Raw genomic sequence first — 25,242 nt, 5'->3', positions numbered from 1 at the left:
TCATGAGCCAAGACGGTCTCCGTTTTTCCGATGATCCGGTACGCGATCAGGCACGCGCACAGTTGCTCGCTCGGCTGACAACGAACACCGTTAACCCCGCTTTAGCGGAACTTGCCCGCGAGTTGCTTGCAGGCAACCTCACCCCTCGTGCGATCGTCGAGTCGTCCACCTACGATGAAGTCCTCCACGTCGGGGTGGAGAAATTCGCCTCCTGGTACAACGATCTCTCCGAACAGGACAAGGACACCGCCGCAGCAAACGGCGAACAAGCAGTCCATGACCTGGCTCAAGATCCCGACATAGTGCCTGCCGCTCAACCCTTTACCCGCCAGTCCCGCCATAGGAACTCGACCGAGGACTACGGCGAGGACTTTTCCGAACGGACAACCTGGCTCAGTGACCGATAACCGACGACTCGATAACGACGACAGCGAAGTCCCGTTGATCTGGCAAGACGCGCTCGTCAAGAACGGCAGCTTCAATGCCGCGCTCTTCGCCTTGGTTCTTGGCGGACTTGCTGCCTTCGGACTCTTCAAAGCTCCCCATTGGCTTTGGGCCGCGCCTCTTGCCTGCGTCGCCGGGGCCCTCGCCGTCAACCACCGTCTGCGGTCGGCGACCCGCTACTCCCAAGTCGCCATCCTCGGTGCCACCACTCTCATCCTGCTCGCCGGAGCTGTCGCACTCGGCACACTCACCATCAACACCGTGCGCTGAGCAAGGCGCGTCGGAAGTCAGGCTCCCGCCGGGTCGGCGAACCGCTGTCCCCGTTGGCCGGGCTGGGTGACCACACTCGCGCTGGCGGCACGGCACGCGACCTAGTCGGGGACCGGCCCGGCCGTCTTCAGTCGGTGGTCACCGGAGTGGTGAGTACAACGGCACGTTGGGCGCCAGGCCGGGTTTCATCCCTGTGTCGCTCTTGTCCGCGCAGGTGGTGCAGAGCCGGACCATGACCGTGACCTCACCGGGGGGCGGCGCGTCCGGGGTGTACCCGGGTGGCTCGGAGACCAGGTGTTTCGCGTCGGCTTCGGGCACGCCCACCACTATGAGTCCGGCTATCGCCCACTCGCGGGGGCCGCGCCAGCCGATGCCGGTGTCGGTGCCTGTCGAACACACGACGCATGAGCCCCTGAAGGTGCCGTCCAGCCCGGCCATATGGCGTTCCCCTGGTATCCAGTCGGATTGTCGTCGGTTGTCGCGAGAGTTGAGAGTACCGGTATCAGGGTCTCATCGGTCGTGGCCCACGGCCTGTACCCGACCGGGTGAAGCGCTCGATCGGCCGGGCGCCTAGACCTGGCCGACGAACACTGCTTTGTCGGCCCCGAAGGCGGGCTGGAACACCAGTTGCATCTCGCCTGGTTGCGCCCCCACCGCGTAGGCGACGTCGTAGCTGTAGGTCTTGCCAGGCAGGACCGTGGCGCTCTCGAAACCGGCCGAGCGGCACCCGCCGCCGGAGTCGAAGACGGATTCGGCCTTCTTGCCCGCGAATTGGGCGTCGCCACCGATGGCCAAAGTGCCCACGGAGAACGGTTTGTCGGTGCCGTTGACGACGAGGACGGTGAACTTCACCGCCCGCTCGACCTTGGCAGGTATGGCGTTTTCGCCGGGAGTGCAGGCGACCGGGGTGGAGACCTCGACGGCCAGGCCGTCCTGCCAGGTGTAGCGCTTGCCCCAGGTCGGGGCTTCGGCTGGTCCGCCGCCGCTCACCGTTCCGCTATTGGCGGTGCCGGAGAGGGCGTCGTTCAGGGAATCCACAGCGGCGTTCTGCGCCATGACGGTGAAAACGATCGCCAGCACACACAAGACGACGCCGATGCCAGCGAGGATCTTCTTGCTGCCGAACAGCGCGATGACCCCGAGCACCACCCCCACCCCAGCGGCTACCGCTGTCACGATGTTCAATATGATAATCCATGATCCGATCACTCCGATGATTCCCAGAATGAGCGCTGACCAGGCAAGTCCGGCGAACTTGCGGGGTGCCGCGACGGCGGGTGTGGACTCGGTGGGCGGCGAGGTAGTCATATTTCTCCTTTCACGGCGTTACCCAGAGCGTCGCGGAATCCGAAATGATCGTTACCCAGGGAGCGCGACTCAACGCAGAGAGTAAAAATCTTGAGGAATCCGTGACATACCGGCAAGAAAGGAAAAGCCCCCGAACTTCGGAGGAGTCGGGGGCTTCTCGGTCGCTGGGATCAGCGGGCGAGCCTGCTGATCAGCTCACGCACAGCGTCATGGGACAGCGGCAGGGACACGGCTGGGTGCTTGCTGTCGCGCACCGCACCGAGATCCTGCCGCACCTCGACACAGTTGATCTCGTTCGAGCGGGACGACTTGCGCCAGTCCATCATCACAACCTCTCCATCAGTGCCTTGATCATACGGCGACTCTCCGCGCCCGAGAGAGCTATGCGGTCCAACTCGGCGAGGACAGCCTCGTAGGGGGCGACCTCGGCGTCGTGGAGGTACACACTGCTCCTCAGCAACTCGATGTGCACCACCGGCGGAGCCTGCGGGAACTCCAGCAGCATCCACGAGTAGAGCAGCGCGGCGTTCGGAACGTGCTCCCGCACGACGCGGACACTGTGTCCCCGGAGATGCGCCTCGTGCAGGTGCTGCAACTGCGTTTTGAGGGCTGCCCACCCGCCGAAGGGCGTCCGGAGCGCGCCTTCATAGACGTAGGCGACATAGTCGACCTTGGTCAACACCTGTTGCCGCCGCAGCCGCGCGTTCCACCGCGCCTCGATGCCCTCCGGGCTGACGCCTTGACCACGCATCAGTCCGGCCGCGTAGTCGTAGGTCTGCATGAGGCCGGGGACCACGGCCACGGACCAGTCCGTCAGGGCGCGGGCGGTCGACTCGTAGCTGGCCAGGGTGCCGACGTCCGGCAGGATGCCGGGGACCGGCCGCGACCACCAGCCCGCCTGCGCCGCCGCCTTGGCGGTCTCGATGAGCTGGGTGCGCTGCGCCACGGGCACGTTGTAGATGGTGAGCAGCACCGCGACGTCATCGCTCGTGACGTGCCTGCTGCCGGTCTCCGTGCGGCTCATCGTGGCCAGGGACCACTGGGCGAGGTCCGCGGCTTCCTGGAGGCTCAGCGAGGTCTGCTCTTCCCGGATCGCCCTCAGCTGCGCGCCGATGGTCCTGTCCCTCGCCCGTGACGGCTTTCGTTCACCAGACACGACTACCTCTTTTTCCGCATTCGCAACGGTCAGCGCCCCGTTCGCCGCGGCCCTACCGTTGACGTGAACCGAAGGGAGGCTCGGCCATGGCCGAGGACAGCAGCGACGTCGACTACTGGTTGACCAAGCTTTGTGAGCGTAAGTGGTACATGCATTTCTTCGGAGAGCGAGACGACACGCGAGAAGTCGGGGCGATTCTCACCTGGCCGGACGTATGGGACGTTCTCGTTCTCCTGGGCGAGCAGCACGCGCTCGCCTACCGGATGCCCCGCGCCGACGGGGTGGATCCGTTCTGTCCCAACCATATTCTGGATTCCTACGCGGGTCCGGCCACCTGGACTCTCCGCTGGGTCTTGACGCTCCCCGCCCCCGGTGAGCACTTGCCCCCGTTGAAACCGGTGCCCGCCGACTTCGCGATCCCGCGCGAACTGCGGCGGCCGGTCACCATCCGGGCCGTACGCCCACGCCACTGAGATTGCCATCAGAATCCGCAATTTGAGAAATCACAGAGAAACCACACCTGATGCCCCAGCACGAACCCACCCCGTATGCCCGGCGACTCGGGCAGCGCCTGGCGCGGCTGCGTGAGTCAGCCCGCCTGACACAAGAGGAAGCCGGTAAACCACTGCGTTTCGGCTTCCGCAAGATGAGTCGGATCGAGAAAGGCCAGATCCCGGACTACGCGGGTCTGACCGCGATGCTCGACGTCTACCAGGTGCCCGTCAACGAGTGGGACCCGTATGTCCGCTTGTGGGAGCAGGCAAGGGAAAGAGGCTGGTGGCACGGCCTCGGCCTGGCCGACGCCGGGTACGTCAGCCTGGAACACCACGCCACCTCCGTGCGGGTCTACTCGCTCACCGCCATTCCCGACCTGCTCCAAACCCCCGAGTACACCCGCCGCACCCTGACCGACCCCGTCACCGGACACCAGCGCTGGAACAGCGAGAGCGAAGCCACCGCCCGCGCCCAACGGCAACAGCGCCTCACCGACGACCCGCCGCTGGCCCTGCACGCCGTCATCCCCGAACACCTGCTCCACGCCCCCGACCCCGTGCTGGACCGCCAGCTCCGGCGCCTCGCCGATCAGGCCCGCCTGCCGACCGTGACCATCCAGATCCTGCCCAGCGCGGTCGGCGGACACGACGGCTCGTTCACCATCCTGTCCTTCCCCGACGACGAGGACACCGACACCGTCCACGCCCACCACGCCTTCGGCGCGATCACCACCGACAACCGCGACCGCGTCACCGCCGCTGCCCGCCGATTCCGCCACCTGACCAAACAAGCCCTCAGCGAACCCGACTCCCTCGCCCTCATCGAGCGCAGGACCAGCCATCGCCTGCCCGACACCGGGTGAGGCGATACGATCGCGGGCGGCCGACACCGCTGGATGGGGACCATGCCGACACTGCTGATCGTCCACCACACGCCCTCACCCGCGTTGCAGGCGATGTTCGAGTCGGTGCTGGCAGGCGCGAACGACCCGGACCTGTCCGAGGTCGACGTGGTGCGGCGCCCCGCGCTGTCGGCCACCGCGTCCGACGTGCTGGCCGCCGATGGTGTCGTGCTGGGGACGCCCGCGAACATCGGCTATATGTCCGGCGCGTTGAAGCATTTCTTCGACACCATTTACTACCCGTGCCTCGACGCGACGCAGGGGCGGCCGTTCGGGTTCTACGTGCACGGCAACCAGGGCACCGAAGGCGCGGTGCGCAGCGTCGAGTCGATTGCCAAGGGGCTGGGGTGGACACCGGTCGCCGAGCCGGTCGTCGTCTTGGGTGAGACAAGCAAGGACGACCTCCAGCGGTGCTGGGAGCTGGGGGCCACCGTCGCGGCCCGGCTGCTGCCGTAAAGGTTTCCACCAAGCGTTCCGGCAGTCGGTGACCGCGCGCCGTCACCGTCCGAATCGGACAGAGCACGCAGCGAAGGAGTGCGCCGGGATCGGAAACGGGCGCGGCGCGGGGAACGATGGGGCGGTCAGCGGCAGTTCACCGCCGAACTGGAGGTTTCCCCGATGACCACTCGCGTCCGAGTGCTGTCCGTATTGGCTATCGCGGCCACGACGCTGGCCGTGACGGCCGTTCCGGCCTCGGCCGCGAACCCGATCACGTTCGCCCCGCGCGTCGACTACTCGACCGGGAACCACCCGGAGGCGGTGATCGACGCCGACCTCAACGGCGACGGCAAGACCGACCTGGTCACCGCGGACCGCTACCAGTGGGAACTCACGGTGCTGCTCGGCGCGGGCGCGGGCACGCTCGGCGCCCGCGCGTCGGTGTTCCCCGGCGAGGAACCGACCGGCCTGGCCGCGGCCGACTTCAACCGCGACGGCAAGACCGACGTCGCGGTCACCGTGGCGGGTGGCGTCTCGATCCTGCCCGGCAACGGCGACGGCACCTTCGGCGCGCGCACCGTCTTCCCGGTCAGCGGCGGCGCCGAGGGCATCGCCGCCGGTGACGTCAACGGCGACGGCAAGGCCGACGCGGTGATCAGCAGGCCCACCGGGGTCACCGTGCTGCTCGGCGCGGGCGACGGCACGCTCGGCGCGGGCGTCGACTTCCCGGCGGGCGGCTACTCGCGCGGCGTGGTGCTGAGCGACCTGACCGGCGACGGCAAGACCGACATCGCGATCGGCGGCTTCTTCACCGGCACGGTCTCCGTGCTCGCGGGCAACGGCGACGGCACGTTCGGCGCGGCCACCGCGTTCCCCACCGGCACCAACCCGATCGACATCGCCGCCGGTGACTTCGACGGCGACGGCAAGACCGACCTCGCCACCGCCGACTACGGCGCAGGCACCGCCTCGGTCCTGCTCGGCGCGGGCGGCGGCGTCTTCGGCGCGCCCACCGCGCTGCCCATCGGCCCGAACCCGTTCGGCGTGGCGGTGGCCGACCTCGACCTCGACGGCGACCACGACCTGGCGGTGTCGGTGTCCGGCGCGGACTCCGTCGCGGTCCTCGGCAACGGCGACGGCACGTTCGTCGCGGCCGACTCCCTGGGCACCGGCACCACCCCCACCGAGGTCCACACCGGCGACGTCGACAACGACGGCCGCCCCGACCTGGTGACCACGAACCGGTTCGCCGACGGCATTTCGGTGCTGCTCAACCGCACCGTGCCGCCCGCGAGCGACCTGTCGGTCGGCCTCAAGGCCACCCCGCGCCTGGGCCTGCTGGTGCCCGCGATCGAGTACACGATCACCGTCCGCAACGCCGGGCCGGACCCGCTGCGCACCGGCACCGTCACCGCGACCCTGCCCGCCCGCATGACGGCGACGGCCCTGTCCGGCTGCACCACCGCCGGTCAGACCGTGACCTGCCCCGTCGGCGCCCTCGCGGTCGGCGCGTCGACCACGAAGACGTTCCAGGTTCCCGTGCGGCCGCTGACCCTCGGCACCTACCACGTGACCGCCCAGCGCACCGCCAGCGCCCCGGCCGACCCGAACGCCGCCAACGACAAGGCGAAGGCGACCTGCTCGCTCATCGGCAACATCGTCGTGAGCTGCCAGTAAACGACGGATGGCCCGTCGCGGCGATGCCCCCACCGCGACGGGCCACGTCCGCTTCACCGGGGAAATGGCGAAACGCTCGGGAATCCCACCGAGTGTTTCGCCATTTCCGCTCAGCCGTTGATGAGCTTCATGCCTTCCTCGTAGTAGCGGTCGCCCGCCACGGCGTCGGCGGGGACGGCGTTCTCGATGGCCTTGATGTCGGACTCGGAGAGGGTGACGCCCACGGCGGCGACGTTCTCGACCAGGTACTTGCGGCGCTTGGTGCCCGGGATCGGGACCACGTCGTCCCCCTGGTGCTGGACCCACGCCAGGGCAAGCTGGCCAGGGGTGACACCGCGCTCTTCCGCGAGTTGGCGCAGGGCCGCCACGATGGCGAGGTTCTTCCGCAGGTTGTCGCCGACGAAGCGGGGCATTCCGACGCCGCGGAAGTCGCCTTCCTCGAAATCGTCGGCGGAGGTGAACTTGCCGGTGAGGAAACCGCGGCCCAGTGGGGAATACGGCACCAGGCCGATGCCCAACTCGCGGGCAACCGGCACGATTTCGGCCTCGATGTCGCGGCTCCACAGCGACCATTCGGTTTGCAGCGCGGTGATCGGGTGCACCGCGTGCGCGCGCCGCAGCGTTTCCGGTCCCGCCTCCGACAAACCGAGGTGCCGGACCTTACCTTCGGCGACCAGTTCCGCCATCGCCCCAACGGTTTCCTCGATGGGCGTGTTCGGGTCGACGCGGTGCTGGTAGTACAGGTCGATGTGGTCGACGCCCAAGCGGCGCAGCGACGCCTCGCACGCCTGCTTCACATACGGCGCGTCGCCGCGGACGCCGCGGGCGGTCGGGTCTTCCGGGTCGCGGACGATGGCGAACTTGGTGGCGATGACCGCGTCGTCGCGCCTGCCCTTGATGGCCTTGCCGAGCAGGATCTCGTTGGTGTGCGGACCGTACATGTCCGCGGTGTCGAGCAGGGTGACGCCCAGGTCGAGCGCGGCGTTGATGGTGGCGATGGACTCGTCGTCGTCGCGGGAGCCGTAGAAGTCGCTCATCCCCATGCAGCCCAGGCCCTGCGCGCCGACGGTCAACTCGCCGAGGCGGCGGGTGTGCAGTGTGCTCATTGTTGTAACTCCCCTTGTCTTAGTTCTCGACGGCGCGCTGCAGAGCGGGGGTGTACCGCTCGCCCGTGAAGGCGCTCGCCGGGGCCGCCGACTCGACGGCCGCTATGTCCTCTTGCGACAGTTCGATAGAGACAGCCGCGACGTTTTCCGCCAGGTACTTCCGGCGCTTGGTGCCCGGAATCGGCACGACGTCTTCCCCCTGCGCCTGCACCCACGCCAGCGCCAACTGGCCCGCGGTCACCCCGCGCTCGGCGGCGATGGCCTCCAGCGCGGCCACGATCGCCCGGTTGCGGTCGAAGTTCTCCGCGCTGAACCGCGGCAACCCGGCGCGCAGGTCGCCGTCGCCGAGTTCGCTGGCGTTGAGGCGCCCGGTCAGGAAACCGCGGCCCAGCGGGGAAAACGGCACGATGCCGACGCCGAGTTCGCGGCAGACGGGCAGGATCTCGGCCTCGATGCCGCGCGTCCACAGCGACCATTCGCTCTGCAGCGCCGCGATTGGGTGGACCGCGTGCGCCCGGCGGATGGTGGCCGCGCCCGCCTCGGACAGGCCCAGGTGCCGGACCTTGCCCTCGGCGACCAGTTCCGCCATCGCCCCAACGGTTTCCTCGATGGGCGTGTTCGGGTCGACGCGGTGCTGGTAGTACAGGTCGATGTGGTCGACCCCCAGCCTGCGCAGCGACGCCTCGCACGCCTGCTTCACATAGGCGGCGTCACCGCGCACGGTGAACCCGTTGACCGGGTCGATGCCCGTGATGCCGAACTTCGTGGCCAGCACGACCTCGCCGCGGCGGTCCGCGATGGTCCGGCCGACCAGCTCTTCGTTGTGGCCCCCGCCATAGACATCGGCGGTGTCGAGCAGGGTCACGCCCAGGTCGAGCGCGTGGCGCAGGGTGGCGACGGCCTCGTCGGCGTCGGCGGCGCCGTAGCCCATGCTCATGCCCATGCAGCCGAGGCCCTGCGCGCTGACGGTCAGGGAACCGAGTCGACGCTGCGGAAAGGTCATGCCGACGCCTCCCGGTGGCTCGATTCGGCGGCCATGAGGGTGGCGTAGTTGTCGATCTTGTAGTTGAGGACGTCCAGACAGGACCGCAGCTCCTCAATGCGGGCGAGCACGTCCTCGCGGTGGCGCTCCAGAATCCGCTTGCGCGGCCCCGCCGAGGCCAGGCCCTGGTGCCGCAGCCGGGCGTACTCGCGCATCAGCTTGATGGGCATGCCGGTCGTGCGGAGCTTGGTGAGGAACCCCAGCCAGGCCAGGTCGTCGTCGGAGTAGGCCCGCCTGCCGCCGGAGTCCCGAGCGGGCGGGTCGATGAGTTGGATGCGTTCGTAGTATCGGAGGGTGTCGATCGACAGCCCACTGCGGTGGGCCGCCTCGGCGATCGCGTAGGTCATCGGCTGGGTCGACTGGGTCACGGTGTCGACGGTAGAAGCTGGAGTGCGCTCCAGGTCAACCGGAAAACCGCGTCAAGGTGACTTCGGCAGCGCCCACGCCTCCAGATGCGCGGCCATCTTGGGCACCTCCACGGCGCCTTTGCCCACCTCGCGGACCACATCGAGGGCGTCGTCGGTGTCCGCGTCGATCCACCACCCGTTCAGATCACACATCGTCACCGCGGCCACCCACCCCAGCCGCCAGTTGCCCTCGACCAGGGGACGGGTGCGCACAATCGAATCAAGCAGCGCGGCGGCCTTAAGCCAGAGCGTGTCGTAAGCCTCCACCCCGAGCACGGTCGCCCTCGGCCGGTGCGCGGCGGAGTCGAGCAGGCCCAGGTCGCGCACCACCAGATCGCCCCCGGTCACGGCGGCGGCGAGGACGAGCAGGTCACTGGCGTCCAGGTAGGCGGTCACCAGTCGATGATCACACAGGGCCCAGACGGTCCAGCAGGGCCCGGTAGCGCGGCAGGACCCGGCCAAGCACCTCGCCGAGCTGCTCCTCCTTGTGCAGGCGGGCCCAGCGGTCGGCGAGCGCCAACCGGAGGATCTCCTGCTTGGAACGCCCCTCGGCGACGGCGAGTTCGTCGAGCCGGGCGTTCTCCTCCTCGGTCAGCCGCAGAGTCATCGCCATAGCGGTCACGGTACCACCGCGATACCGCCGTAACGGTGTTACCGAACTTCGCGTGGTTAGACTGCCCAGGTGCCCAGGCCGAAGACCCACGACGAGGCGCTCCGGACGCGACTGCTCGACCGGGCCGGGGAACTGCTGTCCAGCGAGGGCGTCGCCGCCCTCAGCCTGCGCAAACTCGCCGCCGACGTCGGCACCTCCACCACCGCGGTCTACTCCCTGTTCGGCGGCAAACCGGCCCTGGTCCGCGAGCTGTACATGGAAGCCTTCCGCCGCCTGGGCGACCGCCTCCAAGCCGTCGAACCCACCGGCGACCCCGCCGAAGACCTCACCCGCCTGGGCATCGCCTACCGCGACAGCGCCCTGGCCGACCCGCACCTGTACGGCATCATGTTCGGCGGCCACCCCGGCTTCGAGCCGGACGAGGAAGCCGCCGCCCAGGCCAGAGCCGCCCTCGAACCCCTCCTGAACGTCATCGCGGCTGGCGCCCGCGCGGGCGTCTTCCCCGACACCACCCACACCATGGCCATGGGCTGCTGGGGCATCGTCCACGGCCTGGTCAGCCTCGAACTCCGCGGCAACCTCCCCCCGGACATGGACGTGGCCGCGACCTACGAACGCGCCATCCGCGCCAACACCTCCGGCTGGAGCCGCTGAGCTCAGCCGCCAGGTTGTCGAGGGTTAGACAGCCCCGTACTGCCGGTCGCCCGCGTCGCCGAGGCCGGGGACGATGAAACCCGAGTCGTTCAGGCGCTCATCGATGCTGGCCGTGACCAGGCGGACCGGGAGACCGGAAGACGCGAGGTGCTCGATGCCCTCCGGGGCCGCCAGCGCGCAGATGGCGGTCACGTCGGTCGCGCCGCGGTCAGTCAGCAGTCGGATCGTGTAGGCCATGGAGCCGCCGGTCGCCAGCATGGGGTCGAGGACGAAGACCGGGCGGTTCGACAGGTCTTCGGGCAGGGACTCCATATACGGCGTCGGCTGCAACGTGGCCTCGTCGCGGGCCAGGCCGACGAAACCCATCTGGGCGTCGGGGATGAGCTTGTGCGCCTGGTCGGCCATGCCCAGGCCCGCGCGCAGGACCGGCACCAGCAGCGGCGGGTTGGCCAGCCAGTGGCCGTCCGTGCGGGCGACGGGGGTGTGGATGCGCTCGACGCGCAGCGGGGCGGCGCGCATGGCCTCGTAGGTGAGCATCACGGTCAGCTCGTGGAGCGCGGCCCGGAAGGTGGCGCTGTCGGTCCGGGCGTCGCGCATGACGGTGAGCCGGGCCTTGGCCAGCGGGTGGTCCACGGTGAGCACGTCCATGAGCGGACACGGTAGCTCAGCGGCGGGCCAGCACCGCGAACATCGTGACGGACATGTGGAAGTCGCCGACCCGGGCGCCTTCGGCGAGGTCGGCGATGAAGTGTTCGCGTTGTTCGGCGGTGATGGCGCCCGCGGCGAGGGCGCGGTCGGCGATCATGGCGACCATCGGGCTCTCCACCGCCTCCGGGCCCTGCAACAGCGCCTGCGAGCCGATGTCGGTGACCCGCAATCCCGCGGCGGTGAGCCAGCCCGCGAGCCTGCGGCCCGCGTACGGGTTGGCGACGTTGGCCAGCATCGTCTCCGTGATCGCGCGGATCACCGCGGGCTCGCCAGGGTGCATGATCGCGGTGGCCCAGTCGGTGTCGATCAGCACGACGCGGCCGCCAGGGCGGACCACGCGGGCGATCTCGGCGGCGGCACGGACGGGGTCGGCGAGGTGCTGGAAGACGCGTTCGCTGCGGACGGCGTCGAAGGTGGCGTCCGGGAACGGCAGGTCGGTGGCCTCGCCGTGGACGAACCGGGCCGACGAGTCCGCCCGCGCCGCCCGTCGTTCGGCGACTTCCCGTATGGCCGGGTTGGGCTCGACGCCGACCGCCTCGCCGTCCGAGCCGACGGCCGCGGCCAGGGCCTGCGTCTCGGTGCCGGTGCCGGACCCGACGTCTAGCACCCGTTCGCCGGGCTGGGCGGCCAGCGCCTGCCGCCCCCAGGCCCGCAGCCGCACGATCCCGGGCAGCCCGGCTTGCAGGTCGAGGACTTCGACCAGCGGGTCGATCGGCGTCGTGTCGATGCGGTCGCTGCGGAAGGACGGCACACCCGAGGACATGCCGCCACGGTAACCCGGTGGGGCGTTCGGTACTGCTGATCACCCGATCGCGCTACTCTCGGGCTCGTGAGTGAGCAGCCCAGTCTTCCCGGCCCGCACGAGATGCGGGTGTCCAACGCGGACCGCGAGCGCTTCGCCACGGTGCTGCACGACGCGATGGCCGAGGGCAGGCTCACCCTGGGCGAACTGGAGGAGCGACTGGACCAGGTCTACGCCGCGAAAACCTTCGGCGACCTGGAACCACTGGTCCGCGACCTGCCCGGCCACCAGATCACCCCGCACACCGCCGCGCCGAGCACCCCTGGCCGAGTGGGCGGCCGGGGCACCTCGTCCAGCGCGATCGCGATGCTGTCCGGCGCCGACCGCACCGGCGTCTGGACCATCCCCCCGACCTTCAACGCCGTCGCGTTCATGGGCGGCGTGAAGATCAACCTCATGCAGGCGCGGTTCGAGGCGCAGGAGACGGTCATCAACGCGTACGCCCTGATGGGCGGCATCGACATCATCGTTCCCCCGGACGTGACCGTGCACGTCACCGGATCGGGAATCATGGGCGGTTTCAGCAACCGAAGCACAGAAGGCACCCCCGGCGGCCCGATCCTGCGAATCACCGGCTTCGCCTTCTGGGGCGGCGTGGACGTCCGCACCCCGAAGCGAAGCAAGAGCAGCCGCAAACACCTCGGCCACTGACCACGGCCCGATGGTCCGGATCACCGCATCCGCGGAATACGACGTTCTCACCGTTCCCGAGTCAGATCTGCCCCGAGCATTCGACGCGTTCACCACCTGGCTCGCCGCACACGACTTCGTCGTCATCAACGACAACCGCCCCAAGGAACTACATGTCCGGGCGGAACATCGACACGACGGATTCCGACTCGGATTTGCGTTCTCTCCCTACACCCGGACCGTACTTCATAACCGACTCGCCATGTGTATGGCCGAACGGAACCCCCGCTCCAGAACGGTGACACTTAGCCGACGGCAACGCCATCAGACTTCCTCTACCACCGCGACCCCGCCGACCACCGGTTCAGCGGTCGAGTCTTCACCTCAGCGCAAGCACCTCGGCCAGTGAGCCTCGCCGGTAACCCGGGCGCCTGATCCGGCACGGCGCTTCTGTCCCTCAGTCGAGACAGAACTCGTTGCCCTCGATGTCCTGCATCACGATGCACGACTCGTCGTAGCCATCGGCAGGCAGCAGTCGCACGCGCACCGCGCCAACGGCGACCAGCCGTGCGCACTCGGCTTCGAGTGCGGCCAGACGCTCGTCACCCACGAGCCCGGCGCCGACCCGCACGTCAAGATGCACCCGATTCTTGACGACCTTGCCTTCGGGAACGCGCTGGAAGAACAGTCGCGGGCCCACACCTGCGGGATCACCGCAGGCGAATGCCGAGCCCTGACGCTCGGGCGGCAGCGAGCGATCGAAATCGCCCCAGGTGGCGAACCCCACCGGTGGCGGCGGTACGACGTACCCCAGCACCTCGCACCAGAAGCGAGCGACGCGCTCGGGTTCCGCGCAGTCGAAGGTGACTTGGATCTGCCTGACCGACGCCATCAGCCCACCATAGCGGCGCGTGCGGTTCCCCGTGCCCCGGTCACATAGGGCCCCGAAGACGGCTCTGCGAGGCGCCGACGACCGCCATCACTCCGCGCAGCCGTCGAGCAGGGCCCGCAGCGCCCACCGGAACTGCTCCTCGGTGTTCCACGTCGCCGCCGTCGACCAGGTGGCGGCCGTGAGCGGGAACATCTCCGGATCGATCACGGCCGACGCGCGGTCCCGCGCCAACTCCGCCTCATCGCGGCCGTCCAGGTCCGCCGCGGTCAGCGTCGCCGAGCCCAGGACGTGAACGATGACCGCGTAACTCGCCCGCGACGCCGCGACCGGGTCCAGCCCGGCCGAGGTGAACGCCGCCAGTAGCCGCTCACCGACTAGGGCGGCGTTCGGACCGTCCATCGGCGCGGTGTGCAGCAGCGCCGCCGCGCCGCGCCGCCGGAGCAGCACCGCGCGCAGCGCGCAGGCGTAGTCCTCGATGCGCCGCCGCCAGGACCGCCGCCCGATCAGCAGGTCGGGGTCGGCCTCGGCCAGCAGCCGGTCGACCAGCGCGCGCTCCAGCGCGGCCCGGTCGGGCAGGTAGGTGTAGAGCGTGTTGGGGCGCACGCCCAAACGCGCGGCCACCCCCCGAATCGAGGGGCTTTCGCCGTCGAACAACTCCAGGGCCGCGTCCACGATGCGCTCGGTCGACAGGCTCCGCTTCGGGCCGCGGCGAGCGGTCTTCTCCTCCATGGATCAATACTGTACGGTGTCCAATATTGTACGGCGTACAGAGAAAGGTGCTCTTCATGCGACCCGGAGTCCTCATCGCGCTGCTGCTGGCGGGCGCGCTCGGCAGCAACCTCGCGTTCCTCGGCCTCGGCGTGGTCTTCGACTACCCCGACGTGCTGGGCCACCCGCCCGCCGACGTGCTGGAGTCGTTCCATCGCAACCAGTTCGCGGTGTCCGCGCTGTTCGTCCTGCTGGCCGTGTGCGCCGGGCTGCTCGCCCCAATCTCGATCGGCCTCGCCGCCCGCGCGGCCGACGCGCGCTGGATCGTGCCGGTGGGCGTCGCGGGCGCGGCGGTCCAGGTGATCGGCCTCGCGCGCTGGCCGCTGATCGTGCCGTTCGTCGAGGACCCGGACACCTTCCGCGCGCTGTCCACGGTGCTCGGCACCATCGTCGGCGAAACCCTCGGCTACGCGGCCACCGTCATCTGGACAATCCTGGTCGCCCGCCAGTTCGGCGTGCGGTTCCTCGCCTGGCCCGCGGCCGCGCTAATCGCCGCAGGCGTCCTCGTGCCCCTCGACGTGCCCGGCACGGACCTGGCGAACTTCGTCGGCTATCTCCTATGGACGGCGTGGCTGCTGGTCCTGGCCGCCCAGGTGTGGCAGCGCACCCGCACGGTCACCACGCCACAACGAGCACGGCAGCACCTGCTGAATGAGGCGAACCCGGCAAGATGAAGTAGCTCACGGGCGGCCGCTTTCGGAGTCGGTCAACACATCGACAGACCATACGAACCATTGTGCCCGCCATGAACCATGGCGGGCACAATGTGGATCACACTGAAGATTCGTTAGCTTGAGACACCGGAGGCGCCGCTTCGATCAGGGCGCGGAAACGAGCAAGAATGTCCTCAAGCGAAAGCGGATCACAAGCCGCGGTGAACGTCTTCCCGTCCGCATCCCACCTCTGCCAACGACCCCCCGCCAGCTCGATGTTCTCGTCAGCGAAGATCCGCCCCTCGAAGTCCGAGTCGGTGAGGTCAATCTTCACGTGCCACCCGGGATTGTCCAGCGTTCCGATTTTGATACCGAATTCGTGCTCCCAATCCTCATTGCATTGGGACAGGTACCAATCCTGCAGAAAGCCCAGCGGACTCTCAGACTTGTTCACGGACATTTTTTCGGTTTCTCCCCATTTTCAAGACTCCGAGCTTCCTCAGCATCCGGGTCCGGACTGTAGCGCCGCCCGCCCAGAACAGTCGACTTGAATACGTCAGCCGAACGCAGCCGGTCACCCACGGTCAAGCTGACCGATGGCCACGAACGCGGCCTCGATCTTGCCGGCGCGGATCGCTCCCCAACCCGCTTCCCAGAACCTTCCCACCTCTGCCGATCGACGCCAGATCGATGATCATCGACGTGGGACGCGCTGACATCGCACTGTCAACGCCGCACAGGACGTCGGGTGGATCAACCGCCCAAATGAGCGTGATGCGTCTTGGAGGCAAGTGTTTCTTGGACGCCGATTTCCCCCTGGTCCGCCAAGAGAACCAAATCGGAAAGCAATGCCGCGTAATCAGCGGCGGCCACGACATCTACCGCCCAAAGAAGTCCCGTGTTGTGAATCTCCCAAGAACACCATCCCGTCGCAGCACTCCATCGAGAACATCCGCGACGCCATCCCGCATCAGTATCAGCCGAAGAGTGGAATGTTCAGACCTGGCCGTGACCGTTCCATCGAAAACCAGTTCACGACGATCGTGGCCCACCCGAACCTCAACATGTTCGCGAACGCGATCCCGGTCACGTAAAACGGCACGTTCTGCACCCGGACCACCATTTTCACGTCCGTCTTCGCACTCCACAGTGTTTCCACCGCGGCTGGCGCCCACTTGGCAACCTCGGCAGGCAGGTCAAACGCCACCCGAAACAGCCTCCGAGATCCGTCCGACACTTCTTCGTCGAGAGGAACAGCACCACCGACCCGCGATACACGATCGCCAACACCACTCGAGGTACTCGCGAAGCTCATTACCGCAACCCTCCAAAAAAAATTTGCCCAATTACCGTGTTTGCGCCGACAACAGTTACCTCACCATCGCGATTCCTCCCGTGGCCACCATCGACCCGAGGAATTTTACGGATCTAGATCACGTCGGCCTCCAGTTCCGCACGGTGCACGGCTACCGGCGGGCTTCAATACCCGGTAGCGGCCCTGCCATCCTGTTGGCACACGGCATCAGCGACACTCGGGCACCTAGTTACGTCTCCCGTCCCGCCTGGCCCGCGATCACACCGTCATCGCCCCCGACTTACTCGGCCACAGTAAGTCCGACAAACCACGCGCAGACTTACGCTACCGCCGCCTACCCCTGCAGGATGCGCGACCTGCTTATATCCTTGATATAGACTGGGTAACCGTCGTCGGTCGCCCCCTCGGCGGCGAAGTGGCCATGCAGTTCGCTTACCAGTTTCCCGAAGAGATGCGAACGCCTGGTCCTGGTAGGCAGCGGCGGCGTGGGCCGAGATGTGCACCCACTGCCGCGCCTGGCGGCCATGTCACGGGCGGAATGGCTGTGCCCGTGCTCGCCTCAACGCCCGTTCGCGAGATCGTGTCCCATCTGATGACGTTCGTTCCCCGCCTCACCGGCCTGGATTTCGGCCCCGAACTCGGGTACGCCCTGGAGCGCTACACCCCGCCCTGCTCATTTCGGGTGCCAAAGACCGCACACTTCCATTCACATATTCGCGGTCCAAAAAAAACTTTCCTTCGCGACACCGGTCGGCTACGACAATTGGCTCGATACCGAGGGTTATTCAGAAGTCGATCATGCATTTGAACAGGGCAACAGCCCCGCCGGTAGGGTCGTGTCCTTCCACAGAAACGATCTTTGGCGGGGCTGTTGCGGTATCACAGTACTACCGGTCTTGATCACGACCAGATCCGGGACCTCGTGGCCCGCGTCCATCACCGGTTGGGGCCCGGCCCGGTGCGGGGGCGGAAACCGGCGTTGGGGTTGTTCCGGTCGGTGGTGACGGTGTTGGTGCTGCTGCGGTCGAACATGTCCCAGACACTGGCCGGTGACCTGCTGGGAATCTCGCAGCCCACCGTGTCGCGGATATTCCGCCGCCTGGCCCCGGTCATCCGCGCCGTGCTCGACCCGCACGTCCCGGACCTGGGGGAGGTGGTGGCGGGCAGGGTCGTGATCGTGGACGGCACCCTGGTGCCCACGTGGGACTGGGCCGCCCAGGAGGGCAACTACTCCGGCAAGCACCACCGCACAGGGGTCTCGGTGCAAGTCCTGTCCGACCTCGGTGGCAGCCTGCTCGCGGTCTCGGCCCCGTTGCCGGGGCGGACCCATGACCTGACCGCGTTCGCCGAGACCGGGTGGAATCACGCCCTGACCGAGGTCGACGTGCTCGGGGACAAGGCGTATCACGCCTCCCACGTGGTGACCCCGGTCCGCAAAGAGCGGGGGCGGCCCTGGAACCCGGTGCAACGCGAGGCCAACAAATCCCACTCCCGACTACGGGTACCGGTGGAACGGTGCATCGCGCACCTGAAGAACTGGAAGATCCTGGCCACCGGCTACCGAGGCCGCCTCGCCGAGCTCCCCGAGGTGATCGCCACCATCACCGCCCTGGAGTTCTACCGCCTGGGCTGGACACCACGTTATGAATAACCCTCCCCATGGTGGGCGATGTCAAAATCCAAAACGGGAGACTATCTCCGAACTATCTCCTCATGCAGATCACAGAATTCCCGATTACCCCTTAACGTCGGATACCGTTCGACCAATTCATCGGCAACCGAAAGGACGAACCGACGACTCTCACGGACAAGATCATCACGCCTAACCGACATGATTCCCGGAGAATAACTACAGGAGACATATACCAGATCCCCACTACACAGTAGAGATATCCAGTCACCAGATTCCTTGAATGGATACTCGGCGCTGCTACCGTCCACAAGTCTCGAGCATATGCGCCACATCGACACTCCGAAATCGAGAACGGTCACCCACCCAAACTTCGTCTCGAACTTCACCTCCCCTTCGATGATATCCACGTCACCGCAGAAGAACGACCAGGTCAACTCGCGTAAAGTAGCCTCCCCTGGATCACGGCGATATTCCATGCCCAATGGATCAGACGAGCACTCCGGGCGGAAATTGAACCTCACCATGGGATATTCACCTCACTGGATGCATCGTTTCGACTTCCTTGGTCGCATCATTAACCCAAACACGAACCGACGAGGTCGGGTATCCCTTCACAGTGCCAACCACCACGTCATCGAAGGTGTAATCGTGAGCATGAGTGTTGTTGTCGGCATCGACTTTACTCGGAACTGGACTTCCGGACACCACTCGGTTGGCCATGTCCTCGTAATCATAGGGGTCGATCCCGTCGGCGAACTTGGAGCCGTCAGCGGGCGTGCCCGGACCATGTCGTGCCACAACATGAACCCCCAGGGTGTAGTCGCTGAGAGTCACCGGACCACCGCAGTTGTGGACCAGTATGGCAAAGGAGCCAGCCACGACATGGTAGGTGTGAACCCCGTCGATGGTCAGGTCGTATACCGGCTCGACGCGGGTGTATCGGCGAACCTCGGCGACCACCGGACCGCGGCCGTCGGCACCACGCAGTTGGTCACCAGCCTTGACATCGGCGATGTCTACGAAGCGACCCTGCGCATCCACCCAGATCGGGTGCCACGAGGTGGCGTCAACCTTGGCCTCGACGCCGTCAGCGGTGACCGTCAACTCGGTCATGTCAGCCTCGTCGGCGTGCACGATCGTTCCCACGACCGCACGTGAACCCGTCTCACCGGTCACCGGATCGGTCGCCACCACCTGGTCGCCGATGTCGACGTCCTCGATGGGCTTGCTCGAACCGTCCGCCATGAGGACTCGGGTGCCCGCGATGAAGCTGTGGCGGGCACAACTCGTCACAGCCTGAGCTTCTTCCCGGATCGCGTCGACCTTGTTCAGCAGGCCGCGGGCGCGTTCCTGGATCTTGTCGAACGAGCGGATGGCGCGGAACGCTTCCCAACCCGCTTCCAAGATCTTCCCGACCCTGCCGATCGGCACCAGGTCGATGATCAAGCCGACGCAGGACGCGATGGCGCCCTTGGTGAAGCAGTCAACGATGTCGTTCCAGCCGGAGATATCCTTGAGCAGATCCCAGGCGACTTCCTTGACCACCTGCCACTTCGTCTTGTGAACGTCCCGAAGAGCCTGCTCGTATTCGGCCTCGCTGATGTTCGCCTCGCGCATCTTCTGCGCGGTGTACTGCTTGACCTTATGTTTCGCCTTCTCCTTGGCCTTCTTCTTGCTCCACCGATCCCACTGCTTGGACGTCAGATACTTGGCCGCGTCACCTTCACTGAGCACCGAACCGTCAGCGTTGTGCAGGATGTTGTCGCCCTTGAAGCGGTCCGAAGGACAACCACAGTCGAGCCACAAGCCGGTCGGATCGCTGAAAGTGACTGGGCTGTTGTTGCTGTAGGCATAGCCATTGAGCTGCTGCGGATCATTATGATCAATGACCGGATCGACCGAGAGGAACCTGCCAGAGGACTCGTCGTACAACCGGGCGCCGATGCGAGTGATGCCAGACTCGTCTTTGCTGCCGCCGACAAACCCGTGGCGGTCAGGCCAAGACGCGGGGGCTACACCGCGTTCCCCGCCGTAGGGCAGCATCCTGCGCTTGGTCACCGCGAGCGTGTTGGCGTTGATCACACTCTGGTTGGTTCCCTGATGGTCGGGCACCAGCCAGGACAAGCCGGTCACGCTGTTGCGCATGGCTATTGCGCGGCCGTTGTGGCTGTAATACCGCGTCCAACTCGGCGTTGTCGTCCCCGTCTCAAGCCTGATTTCCTGGCCGAGCGCGTACACCGTCGTCGCCGAGGGCTCGCGGGCGATCAGGCGGTTGCCATCCGCGTCGTACAGATAGGTGGAGACTTTGCCGTCCGCATGGGTGATCTTCGAAACCTGGCCCTCGGCGTCGTACTCCAGGGTCCGGGTGTCTCCGCCGACGACACGCGACACGGTGGCGCCGACTTCGTTGTAGGCGAACGTGTCCCGGGACGCGCCGTTGGGGCCGGTTGTGTCCACCGAGCGCACGGTGTGCGGCTGTGCGCTGCCCGCGGCCGGGTACGCCGATGTGCGGACGGTGTCTCCCGCCGTGGCGTGCGCGGTTTCGGTGACCCGGTTGCCGGTCTTGTCGAAGGTCCAGGAACGCCAGTACGGCGCCGCGCCGCCCAATGCGCCCGCCGACTTCGCCGCCGCACAGTCACCGGTCGACGGGGTCCACGCCTCGGTCATCCGACGCAGGTGGTCGTAGGCGAAGCACTGGATGTCGGCCAGGCTTCCCTCCGGGGTGTCGGTGATCTTGGTGATGTTGCCCGCGGGGTCGTAGGTGTGCAGACGGTTGGCGACGTCGTAGAGAGTCTGGGTCTCGCGCTGCGTCCTGGATTGCAGCAGCCTGCGGGTGCCCATCTCGTAGGTGTTGTTGAGCCACACGTTGTTGGAACTGTTGGCGTCGTTGTAAGTCTCGTGCAGGACTTCGCCGTAGGGCGAGTAGTTCGTCTTCGACACATAGACGCCTTGTCCGCCGATCAGCGTGCTCGGCAGGCCCATGTTGTCGTAGCCGGTGCCGATGCTCTCCTCGGGAACGATGGTGGCCCCGGCGGAGACCGTGTTGCGGTACCAGACGTCCTTGGCCTTGCCTGTCCAGGTGTAGCTGTAGGTGGCCTCGTACGTCGTGCCGAGCTTGCCCTCCGCGGCCGCCGGGATGATCACCTTGCGCCCGGTCGGCTGTCCGGCATTGTCGTATCCAGTGACCTTGTCGGTGTAGGCGAATCCGTTGGACCAGCGGCGCGACAGGGTCAGCAGACCCCGGCCGTTCAGCGCACCCGCTGCGTCCTTCGAGGTGTCGAACTCCCACTCGGCGAGCTTGGTCCCGGTCAGCGAACCCTCGTACCTGCCCACCATGCGACCGAGCTTGTCGTAGGCGTAGGCCAGCGTCTTGTTGCGGCCGTCGGTCGAGGTAAGCAGCCGTCCCGCGGCGTCGTAAGTGAAACTGCTGTGACCGCTGTCCGGGTCGTCCGCGCTGATCTTGCGGCCACGCAGGTCGTACCCGTAGCGCCACTGGTTGCCCGCGGGGTCAGTGACCGTGGCGAGATCTCCCAAGGGCGAATAGGTGTATTTGGTCGCGTCGAACGCCGTCCCGACCGCACCGGTGTACTGACGTTTCTCAGTCGTGCGCCCGAGAACGTCGTTGATCACCGTGGTCGCCGTGCCGCCCGCGGGCGGTGTGGTGTGCACGCGGTCGCCGCCGTACGCGGTGGTGGTGCGCCACTGCTCCACGCCGTACTTCTTGTAGATCGACGCGGTAGGCCGCTCCAGCGCGTCGAACTCGGTGAGCGTCTGGTTGTGCACCTGCTCGTCGAGAACGCCCGCCAGCACGGCGCTAGCAGGCTGGTCGTTGTAGTACGCGGCATTCTGCTTGTGCGCCAAGCCGCGCGAGTCGTAAAAGGTGTCCGCGATAATCCTGCCGCCGCCGGGTGCGGGCGTCTGGGTCTGGCGCTCCCGCAGAAGTCCGTCGTAGAGCGTGTACGCAGTCAGATAACTGTTGTTGTCCTGCAACTGCTTAGTCGCGACGACGCTGGGCGTGGTCGTGTTGTGGGTGTACTCGTAGATCGCGTCGGCAAGGTCGATTCCCTTGCGGTGCCCCGGGCTCCATACCCGCACGACCCGGCCAAGGGCGTCGAGGTCGATATCGGAGCGCCTGCCGTTGGCGTCGACCGAAGCGACCGTGGCGTTCCAGGCCGGGTCGAGGTACACCTTCGAGACGTGGCCAAGCGGGTTGGTGCTGGTGATCGAGGTGACCGGACCGGTGGCGGGCGTGTACGCGGTGGTGGTCTTCTCACCCGCCGCGTCGACGACCTCGGTGGGCCTGCCCTGTGCGTCGAACACGGCGGTGGACGCGGTGATGAAGCGCTTGCCCGCCCCGTCCCAGGCGTCGAGGGCCTCGGCCTTGGTGACATCACCGTGGATTGGCGCCGCGCCGTGGGGTTGGTTGTCGTAGAACGAACGCGCTTCCGATTTGATCGTCGCGCTCGTCGCCTGCACCGCGCAGGTTCCGTTCACGGCCTGCACTGTGCTCGCGTAGGTCAGCATCCACGCGGGCACGTTGCGGGCATAGGTCGTCGTGGTGCAGGTCTCGTCCCCGGTGACCGCGGTGTCGCCACGGTCCTCGACCTTGTCGACGAGGCCGTAGTCGCCGAAGGTCTTGACAACCGCGGTGCGCCGCCAGACGCCGCCGTCGAGCAGCGTCCGACCGCGAACGCCCGCGATGCCCGACATCGTGGCCTGCGTGCCGTCCGGGCCAGTGGCAGTGGCCCCGGAGACCCACGGGTCGTTGACCGTCGCCGAGACTAGCGTGGCGCCCGCGTATTGGCGGGTCTCGCGGAGGAAACCTTGCAGGCGAAGCACATCCTGCACTGGCTCGCCCTCGCTTGTGGACACCGAAACAGTTCGAGTGCCCGAAGGAAGCCGATCCCCGTGCATACCGCGCAAAAACACCGCCTCGGTGACGCTCTGCGGCCCCGTCGGTTCGCCGGTGACGGTCCGGACAGTGCCGTAGCCATGCCACTGCGACCATGTACGCCGGGCCGGGTCCGCCAGGTCGTTGTCGTCGTAATGCCAGGCGCCACCGCCCAGATAGTCGTAATGGATCTTGAACAGGCTGGAGCCACCGACCCGCTCATCGTCGGTCACATCGGTGACGACGTACTTGTGGAACCAGTCCATGACTGGCTCGGTGGAGAACTCCGGCGTCCACCAAGTCGGATAGCAGCGCATGGTGTTGGACTCCGGCGACGCGGGCATCCTGGTGCCCAGCGCGCAGTCCATGTCGCTGTACCTGACTTCGGTGTGCGCGCCGCTCTCGGCGGTGATCCCAGTGACCCGATAGCGGGTCAGCGTCCAGTCATAGTTGTCGTTCACGTCGACCCGGTTGCGCATCGCCTTGCGGTCGAACGTGGTCGGCGGCAGAGCGATGGTTCCGCCGACGTGTCCCGTATGGACGATTGAACGGAGGTTCAGCACCGGCATGGTCCGGTCGCCCGGGTTGGGGAAGTCCTGAGTCAACGCCCAAGAGTCGACGTCGCGGTAGCCGCCGGAGCCGTTGCCCACTTGGGCAACCACTTTGGTGAGTCGCTTGCGGGTGAAGAAAGTCGGAGTGAACCGGTCGGTGCACTGCTCGCCCGCGTTGCAGATCTGGTCCGCGGGCACGTCCGGCCACGCGCTGGCGGTGGAGCTGTTGAGCTGCGCGGGGTCACAGGTGATCGTGCCCGCGGGCACGCACCGCTCGGCGGTCTCGAAGCGAACTCGCCCAGTAGCCGGTCCGAACATGTCGTTCGCGCGCAGGCCGTACTCGATGCGGTCGAGAGTGCCGCCGCGCACGTAGGAGGTTCCCGCCGCCGCGGAGAGATTACGGCCGTAATGGTTGATCTCGGGCGCGTAATAGTAAGCCGTGGCGTTCCCGTGCGGATCGACCACATAGTCAAGGTTCCACCGGTACGTCTGCTGGCACCACGAGACCTCGTAGGATCCGAAGTTGCATGGCTCGTTGGCGTTATTGCCATATACGGGGACGTTCCAGGCCGATTTGGTCTCCGGCTTGCCCGCGGTCCAGCCGGGAAGACGGTTCAAGCCGAGGAAGTACTGCGTTCCATCCGGTGTGGTGACCTTCCAGTACTCACCGTCGTTGTCACCATTGGCTTTCGATGTGTCGTAGAGGCGCTCGATCTTCGCGCCGTCATCGTTCTTGGCCCGCCACAAACCATCCGAGCCCTTGACGAGCTTGCCGGACACACCAGCGACGCTGATGCTCGCGTTGTCGGTCGCCCAGCACTGGTCGCCGGTCTTACGCTGCCCGTTCGACCCGCCGAGATCTTCTCCACAGGACTTGTAGGCGCGTTCGACGAAGCCGCCTGGAGCCAACTCCCAGCCATCGCCAACCCAGGACGGCTGGTTGTTGGTCGCCGACGTCCGCCCGTCCAGGCTCTGCGACGAGTACCCCATCACCACCGACGGGGCGATGCCGCCCGCGGGAGCGGGAACTCGCATGGGATAGGAGTAGTTGAAGTCGCCCGCCGAACCACCACCGGTCCACGTTCCAGCAGGGGCAAGGGGACTCGCCGCGAAGGAACCGGCGATGCCGGAGGGCGCCGCGGTCACCGCCAGCACAGCGGCCCCAGACTCCGAGGTGGAACTGCCCGCACGTTGACCGGCGAGGGTGATTTCGCCCGACACCGTCGTGGTTTTGCCGTCATTCATCGCGTTCGTGACCGGAGTCGTGGTTCGGCACTCGGCGCGGTCGGGTGTCCGCAGCGCGCATTCGGGCAACGACACCAACCGAAGCCGGGCTGCGTAGTCACCACCGTAAGCGCCCGCGAAGGCCCCATAGTCCACGTCCAGCCGCACGCGTCCGCCCGAACCTGTGTCGGCGACGCTGAACACCATGCCGCGCACGCCCACTGCCTGGGCCGCCCGCTGGTCGGCGACCTGGACGCGCACGGCCCTCGCGTCCGAGTCGGCCGCGTCGGCTCGACGCGCCGACACCGGCGTCCGCCCGGCCCGCGCTGCCGCCGCCCGCGCGGGCGGCAGAGCGATCTCGGCGACGCCTGACTCCGGCCACACTGGCGGGGCCGCGACGGCCTGCGGAACGCCGTCGTCAGCCGGAAGCGGTCGGGGCGCGACGACGGTGACCGGCACCGACGGCTCTTTCTGCGGTTCAGGCAGCTTCCAGCCGAAACGGTTGGCAGGCGCGGCGACGGCAGGCATCGCGGAGGCCAGCATCGCCGCGGCGATAAACCCCACGGTCGCCTTGCGCAAGAACCGGGGGCGTCCGCCAGTGGCACGGGCGCGAGCAGTCATGACCGAACTCCCTGAGAGAAGTCTGGATAGGCGTTCGAGAAGT

At 67.0% G+C, this 25,242-nt stretch carries 26 protein-coding genes; 10 read left to right on the top strand and 16 right to left on the bottom strand.

All coding sequences use genetic code 11. From position 1 onward, the window contains the following. Nucleotides 1–2: 2 nt before the first annotated feature. Both ACZ6SD_RS07505 and ACZ6SD_RS07500 read left to right on the top strand, forming a co-directional pair. Complete coding sequence (locus ACZ6SD_RS07505) at nucleotides 3–407, top strand: hypothetical protein (protein WP_465316088.1); 405 nt, start codon at nucleotides 3–5, stop codon at nucleotides 405–407. Continuing rightward, nucleotides 397–714, top strand: coding sequence for a hypothetical protein (locus ACZ6SD_RS07500; protein WP_465316087.1), 318 nt, complete (start codon nucleotides 397–399; stop codon nucleotides 712–714). Before ACZ6SD_RS07505 ends, ACZ6SD_RS07500 begins: the two co-directional genes overlap by 11 nt. Before the next feature lie 138 nt (nucleotides 715–852). On the opposite strand, the gene ACZ6SD_RS07495 is transcribed toward ACZ6SD_RS07500, so the two are convergent. From ACZ6SD_RS07495 to ACZ6SD_RS07480, 4 genes are all read right to left on the bottom strand, one after another. Next, nucleotides 853–1,113: a hypothetical protein gene (locus ACZ6SD_RS07495; RefSeq protein WP_465316086.1), complete on the bottom strand. Its 261-nt coding sequence runs from the start codon at nucleotides 1,111–1,113 to the stop codon at nucleotides 853–855. A 171-nt stretch (nucleotides 1,114–1,284) separates the two neighbouring features. Beyond that, a complete protein-coding gene (locus ACZ6SD_RS07490) occupies nucleotides 1,285–1,890 on the bottom strand; it encodes a hypothetical protein (RefSeq protein ID WP_465316085.1) in 606 nt (201 codons plus the stop codon). A 302-nt stretch (nucleotides 1,891–2,192) separates the two neighbouring features. Continuing rightward, a complete protein-coding gene (locus ACZ6SD_RS07485) occupies nucleotides 2,193–2,345 on the bottom strand; it encodes a DUF397 domain-containing protein (protein WP_465316084.1) in 153 nt (50 codons plus the stop codon). 2 nt (nucleotides 2,346–2,347) lie between these two features. After that, nucleotides 2,348–3,178 (bottom strand): helix-turn-helix domain-containing protein, encoded by an 831-nt coding sequence (locus ACZ6SD_RS07480; protein ID WP_465316083.1) that lies wholly within the window; start codon nucleotides 3,176–3,178, stop codon nucleotides 2,348–2,350. 86 nt (nucleotides 3,179–3,264) lie between these two features. On the opposite strand from ACZ6SD_RS07480, the gene ACZ6SD_RS07475 reads away from it, so the two are divergent. The 4 genes from ACZ6SD_RS07475 (at nucleotide 3,265) to ACZ6SD_RS07460 (ending at nucleotide 6,689) form a co-directional block, all read left to right on the top strand. Further along, nucleotides 3,265–3,651: a hypothetical protein gene (locus ACZ6SD_RS07475; RefSeq protein WP_465316082.1), complete on the top strand. Its 387-nt coding sequence runs from the start codon at nucleotides 3,265–3,267 to the stop codon at nucleotides 3,649–3,651. Nucleotides 3,652–3,701: 50 nt separating this feature from the next. Beyond that, complete coding sequence (locus ACZ6SD_RS07470) at nucleotides 3,702–4,535, top strand: helix-turn-helix domain-containing protein (RefSeq protein WP_465316081.1); 834 nt, start codon at nucleotides 3,702–3,704, stop codon at nucleotides 4,533–4,535. 42 nt (nucleotides 4,536–4,577) lie between these two features. Beyond that, the gene (locus ACZ6SD_RS07465) at nucleotides 4,578–5,030 is read left to right on the top strand and encodes a flavodoxin family protein (protein WP_465316080.1); all 453 of its coding nucleotides are present in this window, start codon (nucleotides 4,578–4,580) and stop codon (nucleotides 5,028–5,030) included. A gap of 162 nt (nucleotides 5,031–5,192) precedes the next feature. Continuing rightward, complete coding sequence (locus ACZ6SD_RS07460) at nucleotides 5,193–6,689, top strand: FG-GAP-like repeat-containing protein (RefSeq protein ID WP_465316079.1); 1,497 nt, start codon at nucleotides 5,193–5,195, stop codon at nucleotides 6,687–6,689. 110 nt (nucleotides 6,690–6,799) lie between these two features. Here ACZ6SD_RS07460 and ACZ6SD_RS07455 read toward each other — a convergent pair whose 3' ends face one another. The 5 genes from ACZ6SD_RS07455 to ACZ6SD_RS07435 all read right to left on the bottom strand — a co-directional run bounded on the left by ACZ6SD_RS07455 (nucleotide 6,800) and on the right by ACZ6SD_RS07435 (nucleotide 9,857). Further along, entirely contained in the window at nucleotides 6,800–7,795 is a 996-nt protein-coding gene (locus tag ACZ6SD_RS07455) for an aldo/keto reductase (RefSeq protein WP_465316078.1), read from the bottom strand. A 19-nt stretch (nucleotides 7,796–7,814) separates the two neighbouring features. Further along, nucleotides 7,815–8,798, bottom strand: coding sequence for an aldo/keto reductase (locus ACZ6SD_RS07450; protein ID WP_465316077.1), 984 nt, complete (start codon nucleotides 8,796–8,798; stop codon nucleotides 7,815–7,817). Then, nucleotides 8,795–9,184 carry a MerR family transcriptional regulator gene (locus ACZ6SD_RS07445; RefSeq protein ID WP_465316229.1) on the bottom strand — a complete coding sequence of 130 codons (390 nt, stop codon included), beginning with the start codon at nucleotides 9,182–9,184 and terminating at the stop codon, nucleotides 8,795–8,797. The genes ACZ6SD_RS07450 and ACZ6SD_RS07445 overlap by 4 nt, the downstream gene beginning before the upstream one ends. Before the next feature lie 72 nt (nucleotides 9,185–9,256). Beyond that, the gene (locus ACZ6SD_RS07440) at nucleotides 9,257–9,640 is read right to left on the bottom strand and encodes a type II toxin-antitoxin system death-on-curing family toxin (protein ID WP_465316076.1); all 384 of its coding nucleotides are present in this window, start codon (nucleotides 9,638–9,640) and stop codon (nucleotides 9,257–9,259) included. Between the two features lie 10 nt (nucleotides 9,641–9,650). Next, nucleotides 9,651–9,857 (bottom strand): ribbon-helix-helix domain-containing protein, encoded by a 207-nt coding sequence (locus tag ACZ6SD_RS07435; protein WP_091452006.1) that lies wholly within the window; start codon nucleotides 9,855–9,857, stop codon nucleotides 9,651–9,653. Between the two features lie 69 nt (nucleotides 9,858–9,926). Here ACZ6SD_RS07435 and ACZ6SD_RS07430 point away from each other — a divergent pair, with 69 nt between their 5' ends. Further along, the gene (locus ACZ6SD_RS07430) at nucleotides 9,927–10,511 is read left to right on the top strand and encodes a TetR/AcrR family transcriptional regulator (RefSeq protein ID WP_465316075.1); all 585 of its coding nucleotides are present in this window, start codon (nucleotides 9,927–9,929) and stop codon (nucleotides 10,509–10,511) included. 24 nt (nucleotides 10,512–10,535) lie between these two features. On the opposite strand, the gene upp is transcribed toward ACZ6SD_RS07430, so the two are convergent. Both upp and ACZ6SD_RS07420 read right to left on the bottom strand, forming a co-directional pair. Further along, entirely contained in the window at nucleotides 10,536–11,159 is a 624-nt protein-coding gene (upp, locus tag ACZ6SD_RS07425) for a uracil phosphoribosyltransferase (RefSeq protein ID WP_465316074.1), read from the bottom strand. 16 nt (nucleotides 11,160–11,175) lie between these two features. Next, nucleotides 11,176–11,982, bottom strand: coding sequence for a methyltransferase domain-containing protein (locus ACZ6SD_RS07420; RefSeq protein ID WP_465316073.1), 807 nt, complete (start codon nucleotides 11,980–11,982; stop codon nucleotides 11,176–11,178). A gap of 66 nt (nucleotides 11,983–12,048) precedes the next feature. Here ACZ6SD_RS07420 and ACZ6SD_RS07415 point away from each other — a divergent pair, with 66 nt between their 5' ends. Next, nucleotides 12,049–12,672, top strand: coding sequence for a DUF1707 SHOCT-like domain-containing protein (locus ACZ6SD_RS07415; protein WP_465316072.1), 624 nt, complete (start codon nucleotides 12,049–12,051; stop codon nucleotides 12,670–12,672). 436 nt (nucleotides 12,673–13,108) lie between these two features. Here the strand turns inward: ACZ6SD_RS07415 and ACZ6SD_RS07410 are convergent, their stop codons facing one another. Both ACZ6SD_RS07410 and ACZ6SD_RS07405 read right to left on the bottom strand, forming a co-directional pair. Next, nucleotides 13,109–13,543, bottom strand: a complete 435-nt coding sequence (locus ACZ6SD_RS07410) for a VOC family protein (RefSeq protein ID WP_465316071.1) — start codon at nucleotides 13,541–13,543, stop codon at nucleotides 13,109–13,111. An 87-nt stretch (nucleotides 13,544–13,630) separates the two neighbouring features. Continuing rightward, a complete protein-coding gene (locus tag ACZ6SD_RS07405) occupies nucleotides 13,631–14,272 on the bottom strand; it encodes a TetR/AcrR family transcriptional regulator C-terminal domain-containing protein (RefSeq protein ID WP_465316070.1) in 642 nt (213 codons plus the stop codon). 56 nt (nucleotides 14,273–14,328) lie between these two features. Here ACZ6SD_RS07405 and ACZ6SD_RS07400 point away from each other — a divergent pair, with 56 nt between their 5' ends. Further along, nucleotides 14,329–14,985: a DUF4386 domain-containing protein gene (locus ACZ6SD_RS07400; protein WP_465316069.1), complete on the top strand. Its 657-nt coding sequence runs from the start codon at nucleotides 14,329–14,331 to the stop codon at nucleotides 14,983–14,985. 97 nt (nucleotides 14,986–15,082) lie between these two features. Here ACZ6SD_RS07400 and ACZ6SD_RS07395 read toward each other — a convergent pair whose 3' ends face one another. Further along, the gene (locus ACZ6SD_RS07395; protein WP_465316068.1) at nucleotides 15,083–15,424 is read right to left on the bottom strand and encodes an immunity 53 family protein; all 342 of its coding nucleotides are present in this window, start codon (nucleotides 15,422–15,424) and stop codon (nucleotides 15,083–15,085) included. A 516-nt stretch (nucleotides 15,425–15,940) separates the two neighbouring features. Next, on the bottom strand, nucleotides 15,941–16,171 hold the full coding sequence (locus tag ACZ6SD_RS07390) for a hypothetical protein (protein WP_465316067.1): 231 nt from the start codon (nucleotides 16,169–16,171) through the stop codon (nucleotides 15,941–15,943). A 1,138-nt stretch (nucleotides 16,172–17,309) separates the two neighbouring features. On the opposite strand from ACZ6SD_RS07390, the gene ACZ6SD_RS07385 reads away from it, so the two are divergent. Then, the gene (locus ACZ6SD_RS07385; protein WP_465316066.1) at nucleotides 17,310–17,930 is read left to right on the top strand and encodes a transposase family protein; all 621 of its coding nucleotides are present in this window, start codon (nucleotides 17,310–17,312) and stop codon (nucleotides 17,928–17,930) included. Between the two features lie 513 nt (nucleotides 17,931–18,443). Here the strand turns inward: ACZ6SD_RS07385 and ACZ6SD_RS07380 are convergent. Then, nucleotides 18,444–25,199 carry a polymorphic toxin-type HINT domain-containing protein gene (locus ACZ6SD_RS07380; RefSeq protein ID WP_465316065.1) on the bottom strand — a complete coding sequence of 2,252 codons (6,756 nt, stop codon included), beginning with the start codon at nucleotides 25,197–25,199 and terminating at the stop codon, nucleotides 18,444–18,446. Nucleotides 25,200–25,242: the final 43 nt, after the last annotated feature.

This window comes from Actinokineospora sp. NPDC051303 (genome assembly GCF_055586285.1).
This window is presented reverse-complemented; position numbering and strand designations above follow the sequence as displayed.